The organism is Paractinoplanes abujensis (assembly GCF_014204895.1).
Taxonomy (GTDB): domain Bacteria; phylum Actinomycetota; class Actinomycetes; order Mycobacteriales; family Micromonosporaceae; genus Actinoplanes; species Actinoplanes abujensis.
The window spans coordinates 7,273,990-7,292,253 of record NZ_JACHMF010000001.1 but is presented as its reverse complement, the minus strand read 5'-3'; the positions used below and the strand labels follow the sequence as shown (position 1 = coordinate 7,292,253).

Sequence of the window (18,264 nt, the reverse complement as noted above, 5' to 3'; positions counted from 1 at the left end):
CCCGCGCGGGCATGTACGGTTCTCGGCAAGTTTCGGCGTGGTCAGGAGGACCGGTGAGCGGCGAGGTCTACGGCACTCAGCGCCCGCGCAAGAAGCGGCGGGGACGGCGTCTGCTGATCACGTTCATCGTGTTCCTGATCATCGTCGTGGGCCTGCTCGTCGCGCTCGACCGGTTCGCGGCCGGCTACGCCGAGCGCACGATCGGCGACCGGGTCTCCGAGCAGGTCGCCGATCAGAACGCGACCAGTGAGAAGCCGGACGTCACGATCGAGGGCGTCCCGTTCCTGACCCAGGTGCTCGACGGCAACTACCAGGAGATCCGGATTCAGCTGGCCAACCTGACCGGCCCGGCCGGCAACAACCGTACGGTCAAGGTGGCCGGCCTCGACGTGCGTGCCCGCGACGTCAACGCGCCGCTCGACACGATCCGCAGCGGCACCGGCGACATCGTCGCGCAGACGGTCACCGGCACCGGCACGATCGACTACCCCCAGCTGGCCGAGCTGATCGGCCAGCCCGGTCTCAAGCTCAGCGAGAAGGACGGCAAGCTGGTCGGCAGCGCCCCGCTGCAGGCGCTGGGACAGACCTTCAACGTCTCGGGCACGGCCACGGTGGCCGTCGAGAACGGCGTCGTCCAGGTGCGGTTCTCCGACGTGACCGCGGCCGAGCTGCCCAACGTGCCGATCGTGCGCAACCTGGTCAACGCGTACGTGCAAAGGCTCTCGGTCGACCTGCGGGTGCCGGAGCTGCCGCTCAAGCTGGCAGTGCAGAAGGTCGAAGCGCGCCCCGAGGGTCTCCAGTTCACCGCCGGCGCCGACAAGGTGTCACTCAACGCGGGCGGTCTGTGACCGCGGCCATGTTCCCGGATCGTGGTCGTCCCCTGTTACGAGCAAGTGAACCGCTGGTAGGGTCCGTTCTCATGAGCCCGTTGCTCACCAAAAGGCGTGCGGTCGACCTGTGCCGCATGGCCGCCTGCCTGTGTTGCCCCGTCCTCTGACGGGGCCACGTGTGCTGAGCACCTTCTAGCTCTCTCCCCGCCGGCAACGCAGCCGGATTCGTGGCGCCGTCGCACGACAGCTCGAGATCCATTTTCGTCTCCACTGGGTCCCGCGCGCGGTGCGACAACCCCGTGCGCTGACTCACCCCCATCTCTCACCTGACAGGGAGTGAAACGATGAGTCGCGACACCGCACTCGTTTCGGCCGACTGGGCCGAGCAGAACCTCAACACCCCGGGCATCGTCTTCGTCGAGGTCGACGAGGACACCACCGCCTACGACGGCGGTCACATCCCGGGCGCTGTCAAGATCGACTGGAAGCAGGACCTCCAGGACCCCGTACGCCGGGACTTCGTCAACCAGGAGCAGTTCTCCGCCCTGCTCTCCGAGCGCGGCATCGCCAACGACGACGTCGTGGTGCTCTACGGCGGCAACAACAACTGGTTCGCGGCGTACGCGTACTGGTATTTCAAGCTCTACGGCCACGACCAGGTCAAGCTGCTCGACGGTGGCCGCAAGAAGTGGGAGCTCGACGCCCGCCCGTACAGCAAGGACGTGCCGGTCCGCGAGAAGACCACCTACTCCGCCTCCGCGCCCGACCTGTCGATCCGCGCCTTCCGCGACGAGGTCGTCCAGGCCATCGGCGTGAAGAACCTCGTCGACGTGCGCAGCCCCGACGAGTTCGCCGGCCGCCTGCTCGCCCCGGCCCACCTGCCGCAGGAGCAGTCGCAGCGCGGTGGCCACATCCCGACGGCGATCAGCGTGCCGTGGAGCAAGGCCGCCAACGAGGACGGCACCTTCAAGTCCGACGAGGAACTCGCCAAGATCTACGGCGAGGCCGGCCTCGACGGCAGCAAGGACACCATCGCGTACTGCCGGATCGGCGAGCGCTCCTCACACACGTGGTTCGTGCTCAAGGAGCTGCTGGGCCAGCAGAACGTCAAGAACTACGACGGCTCGTGGACCGAGTACGGCTCGCTCATCGGCGTCCCGATCGCGCTCGGCGACGAACCCGGGAAGGCGTGACCATGACTTCTCCCACTGCCAACACCGCGGCCGGCTGCGCCGCGCCCGACCAGTCGGCTCCCATCCCGGCCTCGGTCGACCTCAACCGCGAGACGGTGCTGACCGGCATCGTGCAGAACGCCGACGGTGAGGCGGTCGGCGGCGCGTACGTGCGGCTGCTCGACTCGACCGGCGAGTTCACCGCCGAGGTGGTCTCGTCGCCCGAGGGCGTCTTCCGCTTCTTCGCCGCGCCCGGCTCGTGGACGCTGCGCGCCCTGTCACGCAGCGGCAACGGCGAGGCCGTCGTCGACGCCACGGTCGGCGTCAACGAGGTCGCGCTGGCCGTCGCGCCGGCCTGATCCGCTTCTCCTTCGCTCGCGCTCTGTTCGGGGCGGGCTTCCCTTGCCGGGGAAGCCCGCCCTTTTTCAGCGTGGGCTGCCGTCCCACTTCCACTCGGTCCGGCGCGGGCGGCCCGGCAGATCCACGCGGCCGGTCGACCACAGCAACGCCTTCCACGGGTCGGTGCCGGCCGGCGCCTCGGGGAAGAGCCTGCGGAGCGCGGCGGCGCAGAGGCCGGACGGCGGTTCCCACACGAGGCCGACGCCCTCGGCGATGTCCCGCACATGGACGAGCACCTCAACCACGCCCATCGCGGCGAAACCACTCGGGTCGGACGGTCCGTAGTTGTGGAACGACATCCGGTCGGGCGGAACCGTGGCCACCATCGCGGCCAGCAGGGCACCGGACGACTCGAGAACCCGCAACAGCCCGCCCGGGCCGTCGGCCGGATCGACGAACACTGTCAGGCCGGGGCCGCCCTCACGGCGATGCTGCCAGCCGTACGGAACATGGTCGGTCACCGAGGGTTCGGCCGGGGACAGCTGGATGGCGTACATGAGAAGGGCGTCCGCCATGTGCTCGGCGGTCTCCCAACAGGTCCAGCTGAGACCGCCCGCCTTTGCCGTCCAATCGCCCTCCTCGACCTCCCGAAGCGTGTCCAGGGCCAGGCTCACCGCGCGCGTCACCTCGTCAGCGTTCATCGCCCCTAGTCTGCGACCGCTGTCCACGCATTTTTCGGCACTCCTCGATGCGCGCCCAGGCCTTGATCAATCTTTTTCGTCGGTCAACTTCCGCCGCCGCTGACGACCACGGCGGTCGGGGGGACTTCGGGGCGGCGGCGGGCCAGGCGGCGGATGCCCGTGTTGAGGACGGCGATCAGCGGCACGGCGACCAGCGCGCCGATGATGCCGGCCAGCACGACGCCCGAGGCGATGCCGATGATCACGGCCAGCGGATGGATGGCGACGGCCCGGCCCATGATCAGTGGCTGCAGGATGTGCCCCTCGACCTGCTGCACCAGGATCACCGCGCCCAGCACGATCAGCGCGATCACCCAGCCCTGATCGACCAGCGCCACCAGCACGGCGACCGCGCCCGACACGCTCGCGCCGACGATCGGGATGAACGCGCCCAGGAACACCAGCGCGGCCAGCGGGAACGGGAACGGGATGTCCAGGATCACCAGGGCGATGCCGATGCCGACGGCGTCGATGAACGCGACCAGCACGGTGGCCCGGACGTAGGCACCCAGGGTGGCCCACGAGGCGTCCCCGGCGTCGGCGATCGACCAGCGGGCGTTCACCGGGAAGAGCCGGACGACGAAACGCCAGATCTTGCGGCCGTCGCGCAGGAAGAAGAACGTGGAGAAGAGCACCAGCAGCATGCCCGTGAGCACCTCGAAAACCGTGGCCGCGGTGGCGATGCCGGTGGAGGTGAGCGACGCGCTGTGCGTGTTGATCCAGTTCTGTGCGTTGTCGATGGCCTGGTTGACCTGGTCGTCCGAGAGGTGCAGGGGCCCGGTCTTGGCCCACTCCTGAATCTGCCGTACGCCCGCGGTGGCGTTCTGGGTCAGCTGCGGCAACCCGTCCAGGAACTGATTGATCACCAACGTGAACGTGCCCGCGACAGCGGCCAGGCCGCAGATCAGCACGAGAAATGTGGCCAGCGAAGGCGGCAGCCGCAACCGCCGGAACCAGCTCACGGCCGGGCCCAGCAGGGCCGAGAGCAGCAACGCGACCGCCAGCGGGATGACGACCACGCTGATGATGCCGATGAACCGCAGCAGCGCCCAGCCGACCAGCCCGACGACGATCAGCCGCCAGCCCCAGGCCGCGGCGATCCGCAGCGAATGCGGCACCTCGGCGTCGTCGCGGCTGTTGGTCGAGCTGTGCACGTCCTCCGGCTCGGGCGGCGGCGGCGCGAAATCGACCTCGTTGTCCGGTTCGACGGTGGACCCGTCACGAGCGAGACGCACGGACTCCCGCCCCGTTTCGTAGGCGCGCTTCAGGTTGTCCCGGACTCGCTGCAACCGGCTCACCGCTACAACCTAGTCTCCGGCCGCTCCCGCACGGCGGGCGCCACGACGGGCGGCGTACCGTCAGCAGTCGTGAGCACCGACACCCGAACCGAGAGCGGCCTGCCCATCCGCATGCTGCACGACCGAGTGCTGGTCCGGCAGGACGGCGGCGAGGGTGAGCGCCGCTCGGTGGCGGGCATCGTCATCCCCGCGACCGCCTCGATGGGCCGCCGGCTCTCCTGGGCCACGGCCGTCGGCGTGGGCCCCAACGTGCGCTCGATAGTGGTCGGCGACCGGGTGCTCTTCGACCCCGACGACCGTTCCGAGGTCGAGCTCCACGGCCGCGAATACGTGCTGCTCCGCGAGCGTGACGTGCACGCCGTGGCGGCCAGCCGGGTCGAGCCGGACGGCACCGGCCTCTACCTCTGACGCACTCGGGGCGGCCGCTCCCCGATCGGGTGACTACGCTGGCTGCATGGCCGACGTCACGCCGGGTGCCACGCCCGACCAGCCCGCGCCCACCCTGGTCGGCTCGCCTTCGCCGGCCCCGGTCGGCCCGGTCGAGGCGGGTGTCGTCGTGCCCGAGGCCGGCTCGCTGTCGCCTTTGCACGACCCCGCGGCGATGCTTCCCGTGGCCGCCCGCAAGACCGGCTGGCGGCGCTGGCTGCCGATCGCCGGCGTGGTCGCGTTCCTGCTCGCCGGGGCCATCGGCATGCTGCTGTTCCTCGGCGTCGACATGGGTGGCACGAGCCTGGCCGTCGGCCTCACCGCGGCCGTGGTGCCGGTTCCCCTGCTGGTCGCCAGCTTCCTGTGGCTCGACCGCTACGAGCCCGAGCCGATCCGTTACCTGGCTTTCTGCTTCGCCTGGGGCGCCGCCATCGCCACCGCAGTGGCCCTGGTCGTCAACACCAGCGCGGCCGTCCTCTTCGACAAGATCGGCCTGCCCGACGCCCTGGTCGCGGTGCTCGTCGCCCCGTTCATCGAGGAGCTGATGAAGGCGGCCGGCCCGCTCCTGCTCTTCTGGCGGCGCCGGGTCGAGTGGTCCGGCATCACCGACGGCATCGTCTACCTGGGCATGTCGGCGCTCGGCTTCGCCATGGTGGAAAACGTCCTCTACCTCGGCAAGCACGGCTACGCCACGGGCGTCGAGGAATACGGCCCGGCCACCGGCCTGCAGAACCTCTTCGCGATCTTCATCGTGCGCATCCTGTTCACCGGCTTCGCGCACCCGCTGTTCTCGGCTATGACCGGCATCGGCCTGGGCCTGGCCGCCCGCTCCGGCGACCGCAGGGTGCGCTGGCTGGCTCCCATAGCCGGGCTGCTGCTGGCGATGATCCTGCACGGCACGTTCAACCTGCTGCCGACGCTCTCGGTGAGCCTGGCCCAGCCCTTGATCATGCTGTACGGCTATCTCGGCTTCATGGTGCCGTTCTTCTTCGCCGTGGTCGGTTTCGCGATCGCCCTGCGCAGCTGGGAGGGCCGCCTGACCGAGCGGGTGCTCCCGTTCTACGTCAACCGGGGCTGGTTCGCCCCACCCGAAGTGGCGGCCCTGGGCAGCCTGGGCCGCCGCTACTCCGCCCGCCAGTGGGCCCGCCGGGTGGCCGGCCAGTCGGGCCAGAAGGCGATGCGCAGCTTCCAGTTCGCCTCCACCCAGCTGGCCCTCCTGCGCGACGGCATGAATCGGGGCCTCGACCGCAAACCGGCCGACATCAACCGCGCCGCCGCCGAGGAACACCGTCTGCTGACCGAGATCGGCGAATACCGCGCGGTCTTCGCGGCCAAGGACCCCCAGGCGCCGCAGGCCTTCTGGGACGGGCAGAACTATCAGATCGCCTTTCCCGACGGCATCACCCGCACCGTGCCACCACCGACCGAGCCGGTGGTGCCGCTCCCGATCACGATGCCGCAACTCGCGTACGCCGCCGGGCCGGGCTGGCCGCAGCCGGGTCCCGCGGGCCCGCACAACACCGCTGCGCCCAACCCGTACGGCTACGCCCAGCACCCGGGCTACGCCGCACCGCCGCCGGGTTACCCCGCCCCGACCTCGGGCTATCCCGCTCCGGCACCCGGCTACCCCGCTCCTACCTCCGGCTACCCCGCACCCGGCTACCCCGCTCCAACCTCCGGCTACCCCGCACCGGCACCCGGCCACGGCTGGCCCCACCCCGGCCACCCCGCCGCTCAGCCCGGCTACGGTCCCCAGCCCACGTACGGCGCTCCCCAGGGCTACGGACCTCAGCCCGGCCACGGCATTCAGCCCGGCTACGGCACCATCCAGCCCCACCAAGCGGCACAGCCCGGCTATGGCACCCAACCCGCCCAAGCGACACTGCCCGGCTACGGCACCATCCAGCCCGCCCAAGCGACACAGCCCGGCTGGGACACGCCGTCCGCAAGCGCCGTCCAGCCGCAGCATGCCCCGCCGTCCAGCCCTCAGCCCGACCCGGCCACCCCAGCCGGCCACGGCCAGCAGCCCGCCGATCAGTCCAGCGCCGCGACTCAGCCCGGCGACGGCGCACAGCCCAGCGACCAGCCCGGTAATACCCCGCAGTCCGGCTTCTCGGCCCAGCCCGGTTTCGGCGCCCACCCCGGATACGCCGGCTATCCCGGCTACACGTATCCCGCCGCGCCCACCTACCCGGCGACGCCCGACCCCGCGCCCACCCCGCCGACGACGAGCGACGACCAGCGCCCCACGACCGACAACCCGCAGCAGCAGTAGGTCACGCAGGCGGGCGGCCCAGTCCCGGCCGCGACGTATGTTTGCGTCGTCCGGAGTGTGGCCGCCCGTGCCACCCGACCGCCCGCCGCACCAGCCGCGGCGCCTCGGCGTAGTCGACCCCGCCGGCTCGCAGCAGGTCGGTCGCGGTGGTCCGGATCTGCGCCACGATCACCCCGCCGGAGAAGCCCACCCCCTCCTCGTACGCCTTCCCGCACTCCGCCGCGGCCCGCAGGGCACGTTCCCGGGCGGCCACCGGTTCGACGCCCTTGGCCCATTCCTGCCGCAGCAGGTCCACCGCGTCGCCCAGCAACCCCACTGACACCGGCAGCACCTGCGGAATCGTCTCGTCGTCGCTCAGTGCCGTGTCGGCTCGGCGGCTCATCACGCGGCAGTTCCTCAGGGCGTACGTGATATGGCTGGCCCCGTCGACGTACAGCGCGAGCGCACCCCGGCTGCGCCACCGAGCCGGCGCGAAGGCCACGTTCTCCCGGGCGGCTGTCACGGCGGCCGAGAACGCGGCGAAGGTGGTCTCGGCGGCCCGCAGGTGGGCCAGGGCGTCTTCGATCGTCGCGCGGTCCCGTTCGGCCATTCCCGCGCCGACCCGGTGCAGCCCGTCGGCCAGCGCCCGCAGGGCCGGATCGGCGGCCCGCCGCACGACGTTCAGCGGGTTGAGCGGCAGCAGCAAGGTCATCACGGCCAGCCCGACCCCGCCCCCGACGAGCGCGTCGAGGAATCTCGTCCAGGGCAGGCCGGTGCTCGACGTCAGCGTCGCGACCAGCACCGCCGAGGACGCCGACTGCACCACCAGGGGTGTCCCGCCGCCCACCGCGGTCGCCACCAGCACCGCGAGCAGCACGATGAGCCCGATCTGCCAGGGCCCGCTGCCGATCAGCAGGATCAGCGCGTCGCCGATCCCGATGCCGATGGCCACGCCCAGGACGAGCTCGGCCGTGCGCCGCACCCGCTGCCCGACCGACGACGCCAGGGTGATCACCGCGGCGATGGGCGCGAAGAACGGGCTGGGCCGCTCGAAGAGGTCGTGCGCCACGAACCAGGCGATTCCCGCCGCCACGCCGGCCTGCAGGGCCAGGGCCAGCCCGTGCCTGGTCCGCCGGAGCCCGTCGAGAAGGCCGCCCCGCGCCCGTCCCACGGCACGCGTGACTCGGCCCGGCGGCTCCGCTTCGGTCATGCCGCAACCCTAGGACGTCAGCCCTTCCGCCGCGCAGCGTCAGCCCCGGCTGAAGACACCGCCGGTCCCCGATGTCAGGATTGCGGGCGTGCAGAGTCTTGTGGAGCGGTTCTCCGCGGCGGCCCGCGACGCCGGCGCCACCGTCGACGACCCCGATCTGGCCGCCGCAGCCGGCTATCTGGTGACCCGCTGGTCCGAGCCCCAGCGCCAGTACCACACGGTCGATCACCTGACGGCCGTCCTGGACGTGATCGACCGTTTCGCCGGGTTGGCCCCGCATCCGGAGCGGGTGCGGCTGGCCGCCTGGATGCATGACGCCGTCTACGACCCCCGGGCTCTGGGTGACGCCAATGAGCGGGACAGCGCCGAGTTCGCCGAGGGTCTCCTGCAGACGTTGGGTGTTCCCGCGGAGACCGCCCGGGAGGTGGCCCGCCTGGTCGGCTTGACCGCGGGCCACGCCACCGGTGAGGACGACCCGGACGGCGAGCTGCTCTGCGACGCCGATCTGGCCGTGCTGGCGGGCGACGAGGTGGCGTACGCGGAATACACCGCCAAGATCCGTCGCGAGTACGCCCATGTGCCGGACGACGACTTCCGGGCGGGCCGGGCTCAGGTGCTCAAGGCGCTGCTGGAGCTGCCGTCGATCTATCGCCTGGCCCCGTTGCGCGAGCAGTGGGAGGCCCGGGCCCGGGCCAACTTGGAACGTGAGCTCAGGACAGGTGTTTAGGCCGCCGCAGCCCGGCGGCCCGCAGCCGGAAGGCCAGTTCCCGCGAGGGCAGCAGAGTCGCCCCCAGCCACAGCGCGCTGGGAAACCGATTGTCCGGTATGTCGTAGTGATCCCGGTCGAAGGCGCGTCGGGGTGCGCCCAGCATTTCGGCGAAGACGTGCAGTTCCTCGTACGACACGTCGCTCACGAGGTGCGACCACAGGCGGCCCCGGGCCGGCCAGAGGGGTTCGTCGACGAGGATCAAAGGTCGACTTGCAGCAGGTCGACCCCGCGGTCGGCGGCGAAGCCGCGCACGTCGGGCGCTCCGACCCGGGCCGCGTCGGCCGCCGCGTCGTCGGGCATGGTCTGCGACTGCCGTTCGGCGGCCACCCGGGCCCGGTAGTGCTCGATCTCGCGTTCGCGCACCGCCTTGTCCCAGCCCAGCACCTGGGCCATGACTGCTGCCGCGTGGGCCGCCGTTTCGCTGCCGCGATGGGCGGTCTCGATCGAGATGCGGGTGCGCCGGGTCAGCACGTCGTCCAGGTGCAGAGCGCCTTCGGCGAGGGCCGCGTACGCCACCTCGGCCGCCAGGTATTCCGGGGCGCCCGCGAGCGGGGTGGCCAGGTCGGGCTCCGCCTTGATCATGGCCAGGAGGTGGACCGCCAGCGTGCCGTACCGCTCGAGGAGGTGTTCGACGACTCCGGCGGTGACGCCGTGCCGGCGGGCCGTGTCCTGCCGGTCGCGCCAGGCCGCGTTGTAGCCGTCCGCCCCCAGCAGGGGCAGCTGGTCGGTGCGGGAGGGCAGCGCGGGACCGCCGAGCCGGCGCACGGCCCGGTCGATCACGTCGGCCGCCATCACCCGGTACGTCGTGTATTTGCCCCCGGCCACCAGCATCAGGCCCAGCATGGGCTCGATCACGGCGTGTTCGCGCGACAGCTTGCTTGTGGCTTCGGCCTCGCCGGAGAGCAGCGGGCGCAGCCCGGCGTACACGCCTTCGATGTCGTCGGTCGTCAGCGGCCGGTCGAGCACCGTGTTGACCTGGTCGAGCAGGTAGCGGATGTCGCGCGCGGAGGCGGCGGGGTGGGAGCGGTCGAGCTTCCAGTCGGTGTCGGTGGTGCCGATGATCCAGTGGCCGCCCCACGGGATGACGAAGAGCACCGAGGTGGGGGTGCGCAGGATGAGCCCGGCCTCGCCAGTGATGGCCGAGCGCGGCACCACCAGATGCACGCCCTTCGAGGCACGAACCCGAAAGCCCGGCCGTACGCCGACATCGCGCAGCATTTGCGACATGTCGTCGGTCCATACGCCGGTGGCGGCCACGACCGTACGGGCTCGCACCTCGAACTCGGGTGAGTCAGGGGCCTCCAAGTCGCGGACGCGGACACCGACCACCTCGCGGGCCTCGCGGACGAAGCCGACCACACGGGCGCTGGTCACCACGGCCGCGCCCAGGCTGGCCGCCGTACGGGCGAGGTTGACCACCAGGCGGGCGTCGTCGACCTGGCCGTCGTAGTAGCGAATGGCGCCGCTCACGGCCTCGGCCCGCAGGCTCGGGAACAGGTGCCGGGCGCCGTCGCGAGTGAGGTGCCGGTGCAGCGGCATCCCCCGGCCGGTGCCGAAGAGGCCGGCGAACACGTCGTACGCGGCCACGCCGAGCCCGTAGTAAGCCCGGCGGCCGACCCGCACGGCCGGGTTGCCCGCGGGCAGCGGCACCAGGATCGGCACGGGCCGCACCAGGTGCGGCGCCAGCCGGGTGGAGAGCAGGCCGCGCTCGGTCAGCGCCTCGTGCACCAGGTGCAACTCGAGTTGTTCCAGGTAACGCAGACCGCCGTGGATCAGCTTGCTGGAGCGGCTGGAGGTGCCGGCCGCGAGGTCACGGGCCTCGACCAGGGCCACCTTGAGGCCACGGGAGGCGGCGTCGAGTGCGGCGCCGGCGCCGGTGACCCCGCCGCCGATGACGAGGACGTCGAACTGCTCGTCACGCAGGCGCCGGAGGTCGGCCACCCGTCGGATCGGGGAGAGCCGGCCGGCCGCGTAACGGGAGACGGAGGGTTCGCGCACCTGTCTTACGTTAGCGCTCGCGAGCGCTCCCGAACCCGCTCCTGTGTGCAACCGTTCCGCTCCGCGAGGTCCTTAGCGTCGATTCTTGGCCGTGGACCGTCGGAGTCCAGGTCGCCGCCCGAGAGACGACGGGGACTTGCATGCACCGAGCCGTTCTGCGGTCCAAGGCTTACCGAACCCTGGTCCTGGTAGTCGTGGCCGCCGTCGCCCTGACGGCGACGATCACGATTCTGGGCAACCGGGCGGACGCGGCCATCACCACCGCTTTCAGCTCACGTTTCCAAGCCAACGTCAACGGCTCGATCGTGCTGCGGGGCAACACCAACATGGTGTGCCCGCCCGCGCTGGCGGCCTGCACCGACGGCCAGAACGGCGTGGCCACCGGCAACGTCCTGGGCACGCTGAACAACAACAACTACGTGATGGAGTACGCGGACGCCGACAACGACGCGGCCACGTTCAACGACAGCACGACCACGATCGCCCTCCCGGCGGGCAGCAAGGTGCTGTTCGCAGGTCTCTACTGGAGCGCCGACACCTCGGCCGGCGGCAGTGGCACGGCCGCCAAGAGCGCCGCCGACCGGGGCGTCGTCAAGTTCCGTACGCCGGCCGGTCCGGCCTGGAACGCGGTGACCGCCTCGACGGTGTTCACCAACGCCAACAACGCCGCCTACCAGGGCTTCGCCGACGTGACCCCGCTCGTCTCGGGCGCCGGCAACGGCGTCTACAGCGTGGCCGACATCCAGGCCGGCACGGGCAAGGACCGGTACGCCGGCTGGGCCCTCGCGGTCGCCTACCAGAACTCGGCCGAGCCGATGCACAGCCTGCGCATCTTCGACGGCTTCGGTGTCGTCAGCAGCGGCGACACCAGCGTGAAGATCCCGGTCAGCGGCTTCCAGACCCCGCAGAGCGGCACCGTGCACGCCACCATCGGCACCGTCGTCTACGAGGGCGACCTGGGCCTGACGGGCGACAACCTGACACTCGACACCCAGCCCATGTCGGACCCGGCGAACCCGCAGGACAACTTCTTCAACAGCACCGTGAGCGAGGGCGGCAAGTGGCTCAACAGTGACCGCTCGCCCGGCAACAAGAACCTGATGGGCGTCGACATCGATCAGTTCGACGCGAGCGGCAAGCTCACCAACAACGTGCAGAATGCCGAGCTGACGCTGACCACCGGCGGCGAGACCTTCTACCCCGGCGTGGTCACCTTCACCACCGACCTGTTCGCCCCGGACGTGCAGTCCACCGTGGTCGGCAAGGACCTGGACAACGGCGACCTGCTGCCCGGCGACGTGATCGAGTACACGGTGACGGTCCGCAACGACGGCACCGACACCGCGCTCAACACCGTGCTGACCAACGCGATCCCGACGCACACCACCTATGTCCCGGGCTCGCTCACGATCGGTGGTGCCGCGAAGACCGACGCCTCCGGTGACGACACCGCCCAGTACACGGGCGGCACGGCGACGTACAACCTGGGGGCGCTGGCCCACAACGACACCACGACCCTCACCTTCCGGGTCAAGATCGACAACGACACCCCGGCCGGTTACTCGATCACCAACCTGGCCAACACCTCGTACGAGGCCGCGTTCACCCACATGACCGTCAACGGTGTCCCGGCGAGCACGGCCATGGTCGTGAAGCAGCCGCACGCCGACCTGTCGGCCGCGCTGAGCGTCACCCCGGCCGCCGTGCAGCGGGCAGCCGCCCCGGCCGCCGTCACCTACACCGTCACCGTCACCAACAACGGCACCGACCTGGAGCCGGCCGCGCAGGCCGAGCTGACCCTGCCCACCGGCATCACCGCGGGCACGCTGCCCTCGGGCTGCACCGTGGCGGGCTCGGTCGTCACCTGCTCGGCGGGCGCGCTGGTCAAGAACACCCAGGCCGTCTTCACGATCCCGGCCACCGTCACGTCGAGCGCCGCCGCCGGCGCGGTCGCGGTCGTCAAGGTCTCGGGCACCGGCGACGACGCCGTCGTGCCCAACAACACCGCCTCGGCCGCCGTCCGCGTGAACGCGGCGCCGCAGGCCACCGGGGACAGCGCGAACACCACCAACGGCGCCCCGGTCTCGATCGACGTGCGGCAGAACGACACCGACGCCGACAACGCCCGAGCCGACCTGACCGTCACGCTGGGCACCCCGCCCACGCACGGCCACGCGGTCGTCGAGGCCGACGGCACCATCACCTACACCCCGGACCTGGGCTGGGCCGGCACCGACTCGTTCGGCTACTTCGTGGCGGACGGCGACGGCGGCAGCGACACCGCAACCGTCACCGTGACCACGGCCAACGCTGCGCCCGTGGCCGTCGACGACGTCCGGGCCACCGCGGCCGGCACGCGCATCGACATCCCCGTGCTGGACAACGACTCCGACCCCAACAACCACCCGATCCACGTCGACTCGATCACCCAGCCGCAGACCGGCGCGGGTTCGGCCACGCCGGCCGGCAACGTGATCAGCTACACCCCGGCCACCGGCTTCGCCGGCACCGCCACCTTCACCTACGTGGTCGAGGACAGCCTCGGCGCGCGCAGCACCGCCCAGGTCAAGGTCTCGGTGGGCAACACCGGGCCGGTGGCCGCGGACGACCTGGCCGGTGTCGCGTACGGCGGCAGCGTCACGATCGACGTGCTGCACAACGACACCGACGCCAACAACGACACCCTGAGCATCAAGTCGGTGGGCACGCCGGACCACGGCACCGCCACCATCAGCAACGGCAAAATCGTCTTTCAGGCGCCGGCCGGCTTCTCCGGTGACGCCAAGTTCACGTACGTCGTCACCGACGGCGTCGACGTGGACACCGCGACCGTGACCGTGACCGTGGCCAACGCCGCGCCCACGGCGGCCGCCCAGTCCGTGCACACGGCGACCAACACGGCCGTCCGGATCGACGCGCTGCTCGGCGCGAACGACCCCAACGGCGACACGCTGACCGTCAGCGGCTGGACCAACCCCGCCCACGGCAGCCTGACCAAGAACCCGGACGGCACCCTCACGTACAAGCCGGCCACGGCCTACGCGGGTCCCGACACCTTCGACTTCACGGTCGACGACGGCCAGGGCGGCACCGACACCAAGACGGTGAGCATCGTGGTCACCAACGGCGCGCCGGTCGCCAAGCCGGACGCCGCCACCGTGCCCTCGGGCTCGGCCGCGGTCATCGACGTGCTGGCCAACGACAAGGACCCGAACAACGACCCGCTGACCGTGCAGATCGACGTGGCGCCGCAGCACGGCACCGCGACCGTCGACGCGAACGGCAAGGTCACTTACACGCCGGCCGCCGGTTACGTCGGCTCCGACTCGTTCCACTACACCGTCGCGGACGGCAAGGGCGGCCAGGACGGCGCCACCGTGACCGTCGGCGTCATCAACACCGCGCCGACGGCCCGCGACGACGCCGCTGTCACCGACACCGACACCGCCGTCACCATCACGCCGCTGGGCAACGACAGCGACGACAACGGCGACGCGCTGACCGTCACCGCGATCACCTACCCGGCCCGGGGCACCGCGTCGCTCAACGCCGACGGCACGGTCACCTACACGCCCAACGCCGGCTTCTTCGGCACCGACACCTTCACCTACTCGATCCGGGACGCGCACGGCCTGACCGCCACGGCCATCATCACCGTCACCGTGCGCAACGCCGCGCCGATCGCCGTCGACGACCGGTTCGTGGTGCGCCCTGGTGTCACCGCCCAGCTGGACCTGCTGGCCAACGACCGTGACCCGAACACCGGCCAGAAGCTGAGCATCTCCACGGTCGGCACGCCGGCCAAGGGCACTGTCACGCTGAACGCGGACGGCACTGTCGGCTACCGCCCGAACGCGCTGACCACGGGCACCGACACCTTCGACTACGTGCTCACCGACGACCTGGGTCTGACCGACACCGGCACGGTCACCATCGTGATCGACGCGCTGCCCACCGCGGCGCCCGACACCGTTGCCACCAAGGGCGGCACGGCCGTGGACATCGAGGTCGTCGGCAACGACACCGACCCCGAGGGCGCCGCCCTGACGCTGGTCTCGGCGGGCACCCCGGCCAACGGCACCGCGGTGGTCGTGAACGGCAAGGTCCGCTATACGCCGAACACCGGCTTCAGCGGCACCGACACCTTCTCCTACGTGGTGCGGGACGCGGCCGGCAACACCGTCACCGGCACGGTGACCGTCACCGTGGCCAACACGGCTCCGACGGCTGCCGACGACGCCGCCGCGGTGCTCGCGGGCAAGCAGGTCGACGTGGACGTGCTGGCCAACGACACCGACCCCAACACGGGTCAGACGCTGACCGTGACCGCGGTGGGCACCCCGGCCCACGGCACCGCCACCATCGTCAACGGCCAGATCCGCTACCGGGCGGCCGCCGACTTCACGGGCACCGACACCTTCATCTACACGATCAGCGACGGCAAGGGCGGCACCGCCGAGGCAAGGGTCACCGTGACGGTCAGCTCCGGCGCTGCGGTCGCGGTGCCGGACGGGCGGACCACCCCGTACGACAAGGCGATCACCGTCCCGGTGCTCGCGAACGACCTGGACCCCGACCGCACTCTGACCCTGAGCAGCGTGACCTCGCCCGACCACGGCACCGCGGTGATCGACGGCAAGGGCATCCGCTACACGCCGCCGGCCGGTTTCACCGGGGTCGCCACGTTCAGCTACACGGCGGTGGACGGCGACGGCAACCACACCAGCACGACGGTCACGATCACCGTGGGTGCTCCCCCGGTGGTGCCGGACAAGGCGCTGACCGCCAAGCCGGGCCAGGCCGTGAGGATCGCGCTGCCCACCACCGACGAGCACGGCGTGCCCGTCACGGTGACGTCGATCGGCCGGCCGAAGCACGGCACGGCCACGCTCAACGCGGACGGCACGGTCACCTACATCGCGGCGGCCGGCTTCAGCGGCACCGACACCTTCACCTACTCCGCGGTCGACGCCGACGGCAACGTGGCCGAGGGCACGATCACGATCAAGGTGGCCGGCACGAACACCAAGCCCGTCGCGAAGAACGACACCGTCTCGGTCGGCGCCGGTGACTCGGTGGTCATCTCGCCGCTGAAGAACGACACCGACGCCAACGGCGACAAGCTGACGGTGGTCAAGATCGGCAAGCCGAAGCACGGCACCGCGGTGCTCAACGAGGACGGCACGGTCACCTACGCGCCGAACAAGAGCTACGTGGGCGGCGTGGACTCGTTCCCCTACACGATCAGCGACGGGCACGGCGGCACGAGCACGGCGATCATCACGGTCACCGTGGACGCGGCGGCGACCGACGTCGGGGCGGGCGACGGCAAGCTGGCCAAGACCGGCACCGACATCATCTCGGTCGTGGTGGCCGGCGGCGTCGCCGTCCTGATCGGCGGGTTCCTGCTGATGGCGGGGGGTGACCGGCTGCGACTGACGGCTGCGCTGGGCCTGCAGGGTCCGGGCCGCCACCGCCCGGGTCGCCACCGGTTCTGAAGAACTCCGGAAAGGCAAGAACGGCGGGTCGCCAGGCGACCCGCCGTTCTCGTGTTGCCAGGACTGGACTCAGAAGTCCATGTCACCGCCGCCCGGGGCGCCGGCCGGGGCCGGGGTCTTCTCGGGCTTGTCGGCCACGACGGCCTCGGTGGTGAGGAACAGCGCGGCGATCGACGCGGCGTTCTGCAGCGCCGAGCGGGTGACCTTGGCCGGGTCGATGATGCCCGCGGCCAGCAGGTCCACGTACTCGCCGGTCGCGGCGTTGAGGCCGTGACCCGCCTCCAGGTTGCGCACCTTCTCCACCACGACGCCGCCCTCGAGGCCGGCGTTCACGGCGATCTGACGCAGCGGGGCGTCGAGCGCGACCTTGACGATCTGCGCACCGGTGGCCTCGTCGCCGGCCAGGTCCAGCTTGTCGAACGCGGTCTTGCCGGCCTGCACCAGGGCGACGCCACCACCGGGCACGATGCCCTCCTCGACGGCCGCCTTCGCGTTGCGAACGGCGTCCTCGATGCGGTGCTTGCGCTCCTTGAGCTCGACCTCGGTGGCCGCGCCGACCTTGATGACCGCAACACCGCCGGCCAGCTTGGCCAGGCGCTCCTGCAGCTTCTCACGGTCGTAGTCGGAGTCCGACTTCTCGATCTCGGCGCGGATCTGGTTGACCCGGCCCTGGATCTGCTCGGCGTTGCCCGCGCCGTCGACGACGGTGGTCTCGTCCTTGGTGATGACGATCTTGCGGGCCTGGCCCAGCAGGCTCAGGTCGGCGTTCTCCAGCTTGAGGCCGACCTCTTCGCTGATGACGGCGCCACCGGTCAGGATGGCGATGTCCTCCAGCATGGCCTTGCGGCGGTCACCGAAGCCGGGGGCCTTGACGGCGACCGACTTGAAGGTGCCGCGGACCTTGTTGACGACCAGGGTGGCCAGGGCCTCGCCCTCGACGTCCTCGGCGATGATGACGAGCGGCTTGCCGCCCTGCATGACCTTCTCCAGCACGGGGAGCAGGTCCTTGACCGCCGAGATCTTGCTGTTCGCGATGAGGATGTAGGGGTCGTCGAAGACGGCCTCCATACGCTCGGCGTCGGTCATGAAGTAGGCCGACACGAAGCCCTTGTCGAAGCGCATGCCCTCGGTGAGCTCGAGCTCGAGGCCGAAGGTGTTGCTCTCCTCGACGGTGATGACGCCTTCCTTGCCGACCTTGTCCATGGCCTCGGCGATGATCTCGCCGACCGTGGAGTCACCGGCGGAGATGGAGGCGGTCGAAGCGATCTGCTCCTTGGTCTCCACGTCCTTCGAGAGCTGCTGCAGGCCCTCGGAAACGCTGGCCACGGCGGCCTCGATGCCCCGCTTGAGGGCCATCGGGTTGGCGCCGGCGGCCACGTTGCGCAGGCCCTCACGGACCAGCGCCTGGGCGAGGACGGTCGCCGTCGTCGTGCCGTCACCGGCGACGTCGTCGGTCTTCTTCGCGACCTCCTTGACCAGCTCGGCGCCGATCTTCTCGTAGGAGTCCTCGAGCTCGATCTCCTTGGCGATCGACACACCATCGTTGGTGATGGTGGGAGCGCCCCACTTCTTCTCGAGCACGACGTTGCGGCCCTTGGGGCCGAGCGTCACCTTGACGGCGTCGGCGAGCTGGTTCATGCCCCGCTCGAGGCCGCGACGAGCTTCCTCGTCAAATGCGATGATCTTGGCCATACGGCTGTGTCCTCCTGGACATTCGAGGTGCCGGGCCG

General features: G+C 70.8%; 13 protein-coding genes and 1 pseudogene. 8 read left to right on the top strand and 6 right to left on the bottom strand.

Annotated features, from left to right (window positions below):
* Positions 1-53: 53 nt before the first annotated feature.
* The 4 genes from BKA14_RS33350 (at position 54) to BKA14_RS33340 (ending at position 2,361) form a co-directional block, all read left to right on the top strand.
* Positions 54-848, top strand: coding sequence for an LmeA family phospholipid-binding protein (locus tag BKA14_RS33350; RefSeq protein WP_239092602.1), 795 nt, complete (start codon positions 54-56; stop codon positions 846-848).
* Between the two features lie 8 nt (positions 849-856).
* A complete protein-coding gene (locus tag BKA14_RS45285) occupies positions 857-997 on the top strand; it encodes an Ms5788A family Cys-rich leader peptide (protein ID WP_311776124.1) in 141 nt (46 codons plus the stop codon).
* A gap of 177 nt (positions 998-1,174) precedes the next feature.
* Positions 1,175-2,023 carry a sulfurtransferase gene (locus BKA14_RS33345; protein ID WP_184954740.1) on the top strand — a complete coding sequence of 283 codons (849 nt, stop codon included), beginning with the start codon at positions 1,175-1,177 and terminating at the stop codon, positions 2,021-2,023.
* Positions 2,024-2,025: 2 nt separating this feature from the next.
* Positions 2,026-2,361 (top strand): DUF1416 domain-containing protein, encoded by a 336-nt coding sequence (locus BKA14_RS33340; RefSeq protein ID WP_184954739.1) that lies wholly within the window; start codon positions 2,026-2,028, stop codon positions 2,359-2,361.
* Between the two features lie 66 nt (positions 2,362-2,427).
* Here the strand turns inward: BKA14_RS33340 and BKA14_RS33335 are convergent, their stop codons facing one another.
* Both BKA14_RS33335 and BKA14_RS33330 read right to left on the bottom strand, forming a co-directional pair.
* Positions 2,428-3,042: a maleylpyruvate isomerase N-terminal domain-containing protein gene (locus BKA14_RS33335; protein WP_184954738.1), complete on the bottom strand. Its 615-nt coding sequence runs from the start codon at positions 3,040-3,042 to the stop codon at positions 2,428-2,430.
* Between the two features lie 83 nt (positions 3,043-3,125).
* On the bottom strand, positions 3,126-4,379 hold the full coding sequence (locus BKA14_RS33330; protein ID WP_184954737.1) for an AI-2E family transporter: 1,254 nt from the start codon (positions 4,377-4,379) through the stop codon (positions 3,126-3,128).
* A gap of 111 nt (positions 4,380-4,490) precedes the next feature.
* Here BKA14_RS33330 and BKA14_RS33325 point away from each other — a divergent pair, with 111 nt between their 5' ends.
* The gene (locus tag BKA14_RS33325) at positions 4,491-4,787 is read left to right on the top strand and encodes a GroES family chaperonin (RefSeq protein WP_184957120.1); all 297 of its coding nucleotides are present in this window, start codon (positions 4,491-4,493) and stop codon (positions 4,785-4,787) included.
* Between the two features lie 46 nt (positions 4,788-4,833).
* Positions 4,834-6,606, top strand: a pseudogene (locus tag BKA14_RS33320) (PrsW family intramembrane metalloprotease); the annotation flags it as partial.
* Positions 6,607-7,081: 475 nt separating this feature from the next.
* On the opposite strand, the gene BKA14_RS33315 reads toward BKA14_RS33320, so the two are convergent.
* Positions 7,082-8,269, bottom strand: coding sequence for an FUSC family protein (locus tag BKA14_RS33315; protein WP_184954735.1), 1,188 nt, complete (start codon positions 8,267-8,269; stop codon positions 7,082-7,084).
* A gap of 88 nt (positions 8,270-8,357) precedes the next feature.
* Between BKA14_RS33315 and BKA14_RS33310 the strand changes: the two genes are divergently transcribed.
* On the top strand, positions 8,358-8,996 hold the full coding sequence (locus BKA14_RS33310; RefSeq protein WP_184954734.1) for an HD domain-containing protein: 639 nt from the start codon (positions 8,358-8,360) through the stop codon (positions 8,994-8,996).
* Here the strand turns inward: BKA14_RS33310 and BKA14_RS33305 are convergent.
* Both BKA14_RS33305 and BKA14_RS33300 read right to left on the bottom strand, forming a co-directional pair.
* Entirely contained in the window at positions 8,980-9,240 is a 261-nt protein-coding gene (locus BKA14_RS33305; RefSeq protein ID WP_184954733.1) for a DUF4031 domain-containing protein, read from the bottom strand. The two genes, BKA14_RS33310 and BKA14_RS33305, sit on opposite strands and share 17 nt — an antisense overlap.
* A complete protein-coding gene (locus BKA14_RS33300) occupies positions 9,237-11,036 on the bottom strand; it encodes a glycerol-3-phosphate dehydrogenase/oxidase (protein ID WP_184954732.1) in 1,800 nt (599 codons plus the stop codon). Before BKA14_RS33300 ends, BKA14_RS33305 begins: the two co-directional genes overlap by 4 nt.
* Before the next feature lie 140 nt (positions 11,037-11,176).
* On the opposite strand from BKA14_RS33300, the gene BKA14_RS33295 reads away from it, so the two are divergent.
* Positions 11,177-16,534: a beta strand repeat-containing protein gene (locus BKA14_RS33295; RefSeq protein ID WP_184954731.1), complete on the top strand. Its 5,358-nt coding sequence runs from the start codon at positions 11,177-11,179 to the stop codon at positions 16,532-16,534.
* Between the two features lie 69 nt (positions 16,535-16,603).
* On the opposite strand, the gene groL is transcribed toward BKA14_RS33295, so the two are convergent.
* Entirely contained in the window at positions 16,604-18,226 is a 1,623-nt protein-coding gene (groL, locus tag BKA14_RS33290; RefSeq protein ID WP_184954730.1) for a chaperonin GroEL, read from the bottom strand.
* Positions 18,227-18,264: the final 38 nt, after the last annotated feature.

What these genes read in the sequence shown, in the direction of transcription:
- BKA14_RS45285 (WP_311776124.1), top strand. Translation starts at nt 857, where the DNA reads ATGTTCCCGGATCGTGGTCGTCCCCTGTTACGAGCAAGTGAACCGCTG.
- BKA14_RS33345 (WP_184954740.1), top strand. Translation starts at nt 1,175, where the DNA reads ATGAGTCGCGACACCGCACTCGTTTCGGCCGACTGGGCCGAGCAGAAC.
- BKA14_RS33340 (WP_184954739.1), top strand. Translation starts at nt 2,026, where the DNA reads ATGACTTCTCCCACTGCCAACACCGCGGCCGGCTGCGCCGCGCCCGAC.
- BKA14_RS33335 (WP_184954738.1), bottom strand. Translation starts at nt 3,042, where the DNA reads ATGAACGCTGACGAGGTGACGCGCGCGGTGAGCCTGGCCCTGGACACG.
- BKA14_RS33325 (WP_184957120.1), top strand. Translation starts at nt 4,491, where the DNA reads ATGCTGCACGACCGAGTGCTGGTCCGGCAGGACGGCGGCGAGGGTGAG.
- BKA14_RS33315 (WP_184954735.1), bottom strand. Translation starts at nt 8,269, where the DNA reads ATGACCGAAGCGGAGCCGCCGGGCCGAGTCACGCGTGCCGTGGGACGG.
- BKA14_RS33295 (WP_184954731.1), top strand. Translation starts at nt 11,177, where the DNA reads ATGCACCGAGCCGTTCTGCGGTCCAAGGCTTACCGAACCCTGGTCCTG.
- groL (WP_184954730.1), bottom strand. Translation starts at nt 18,226, where the DNA reads ATGGCCAAGATCATCGCATTTGACGAGGAAGCTCGTCGCGGCCTCGAG.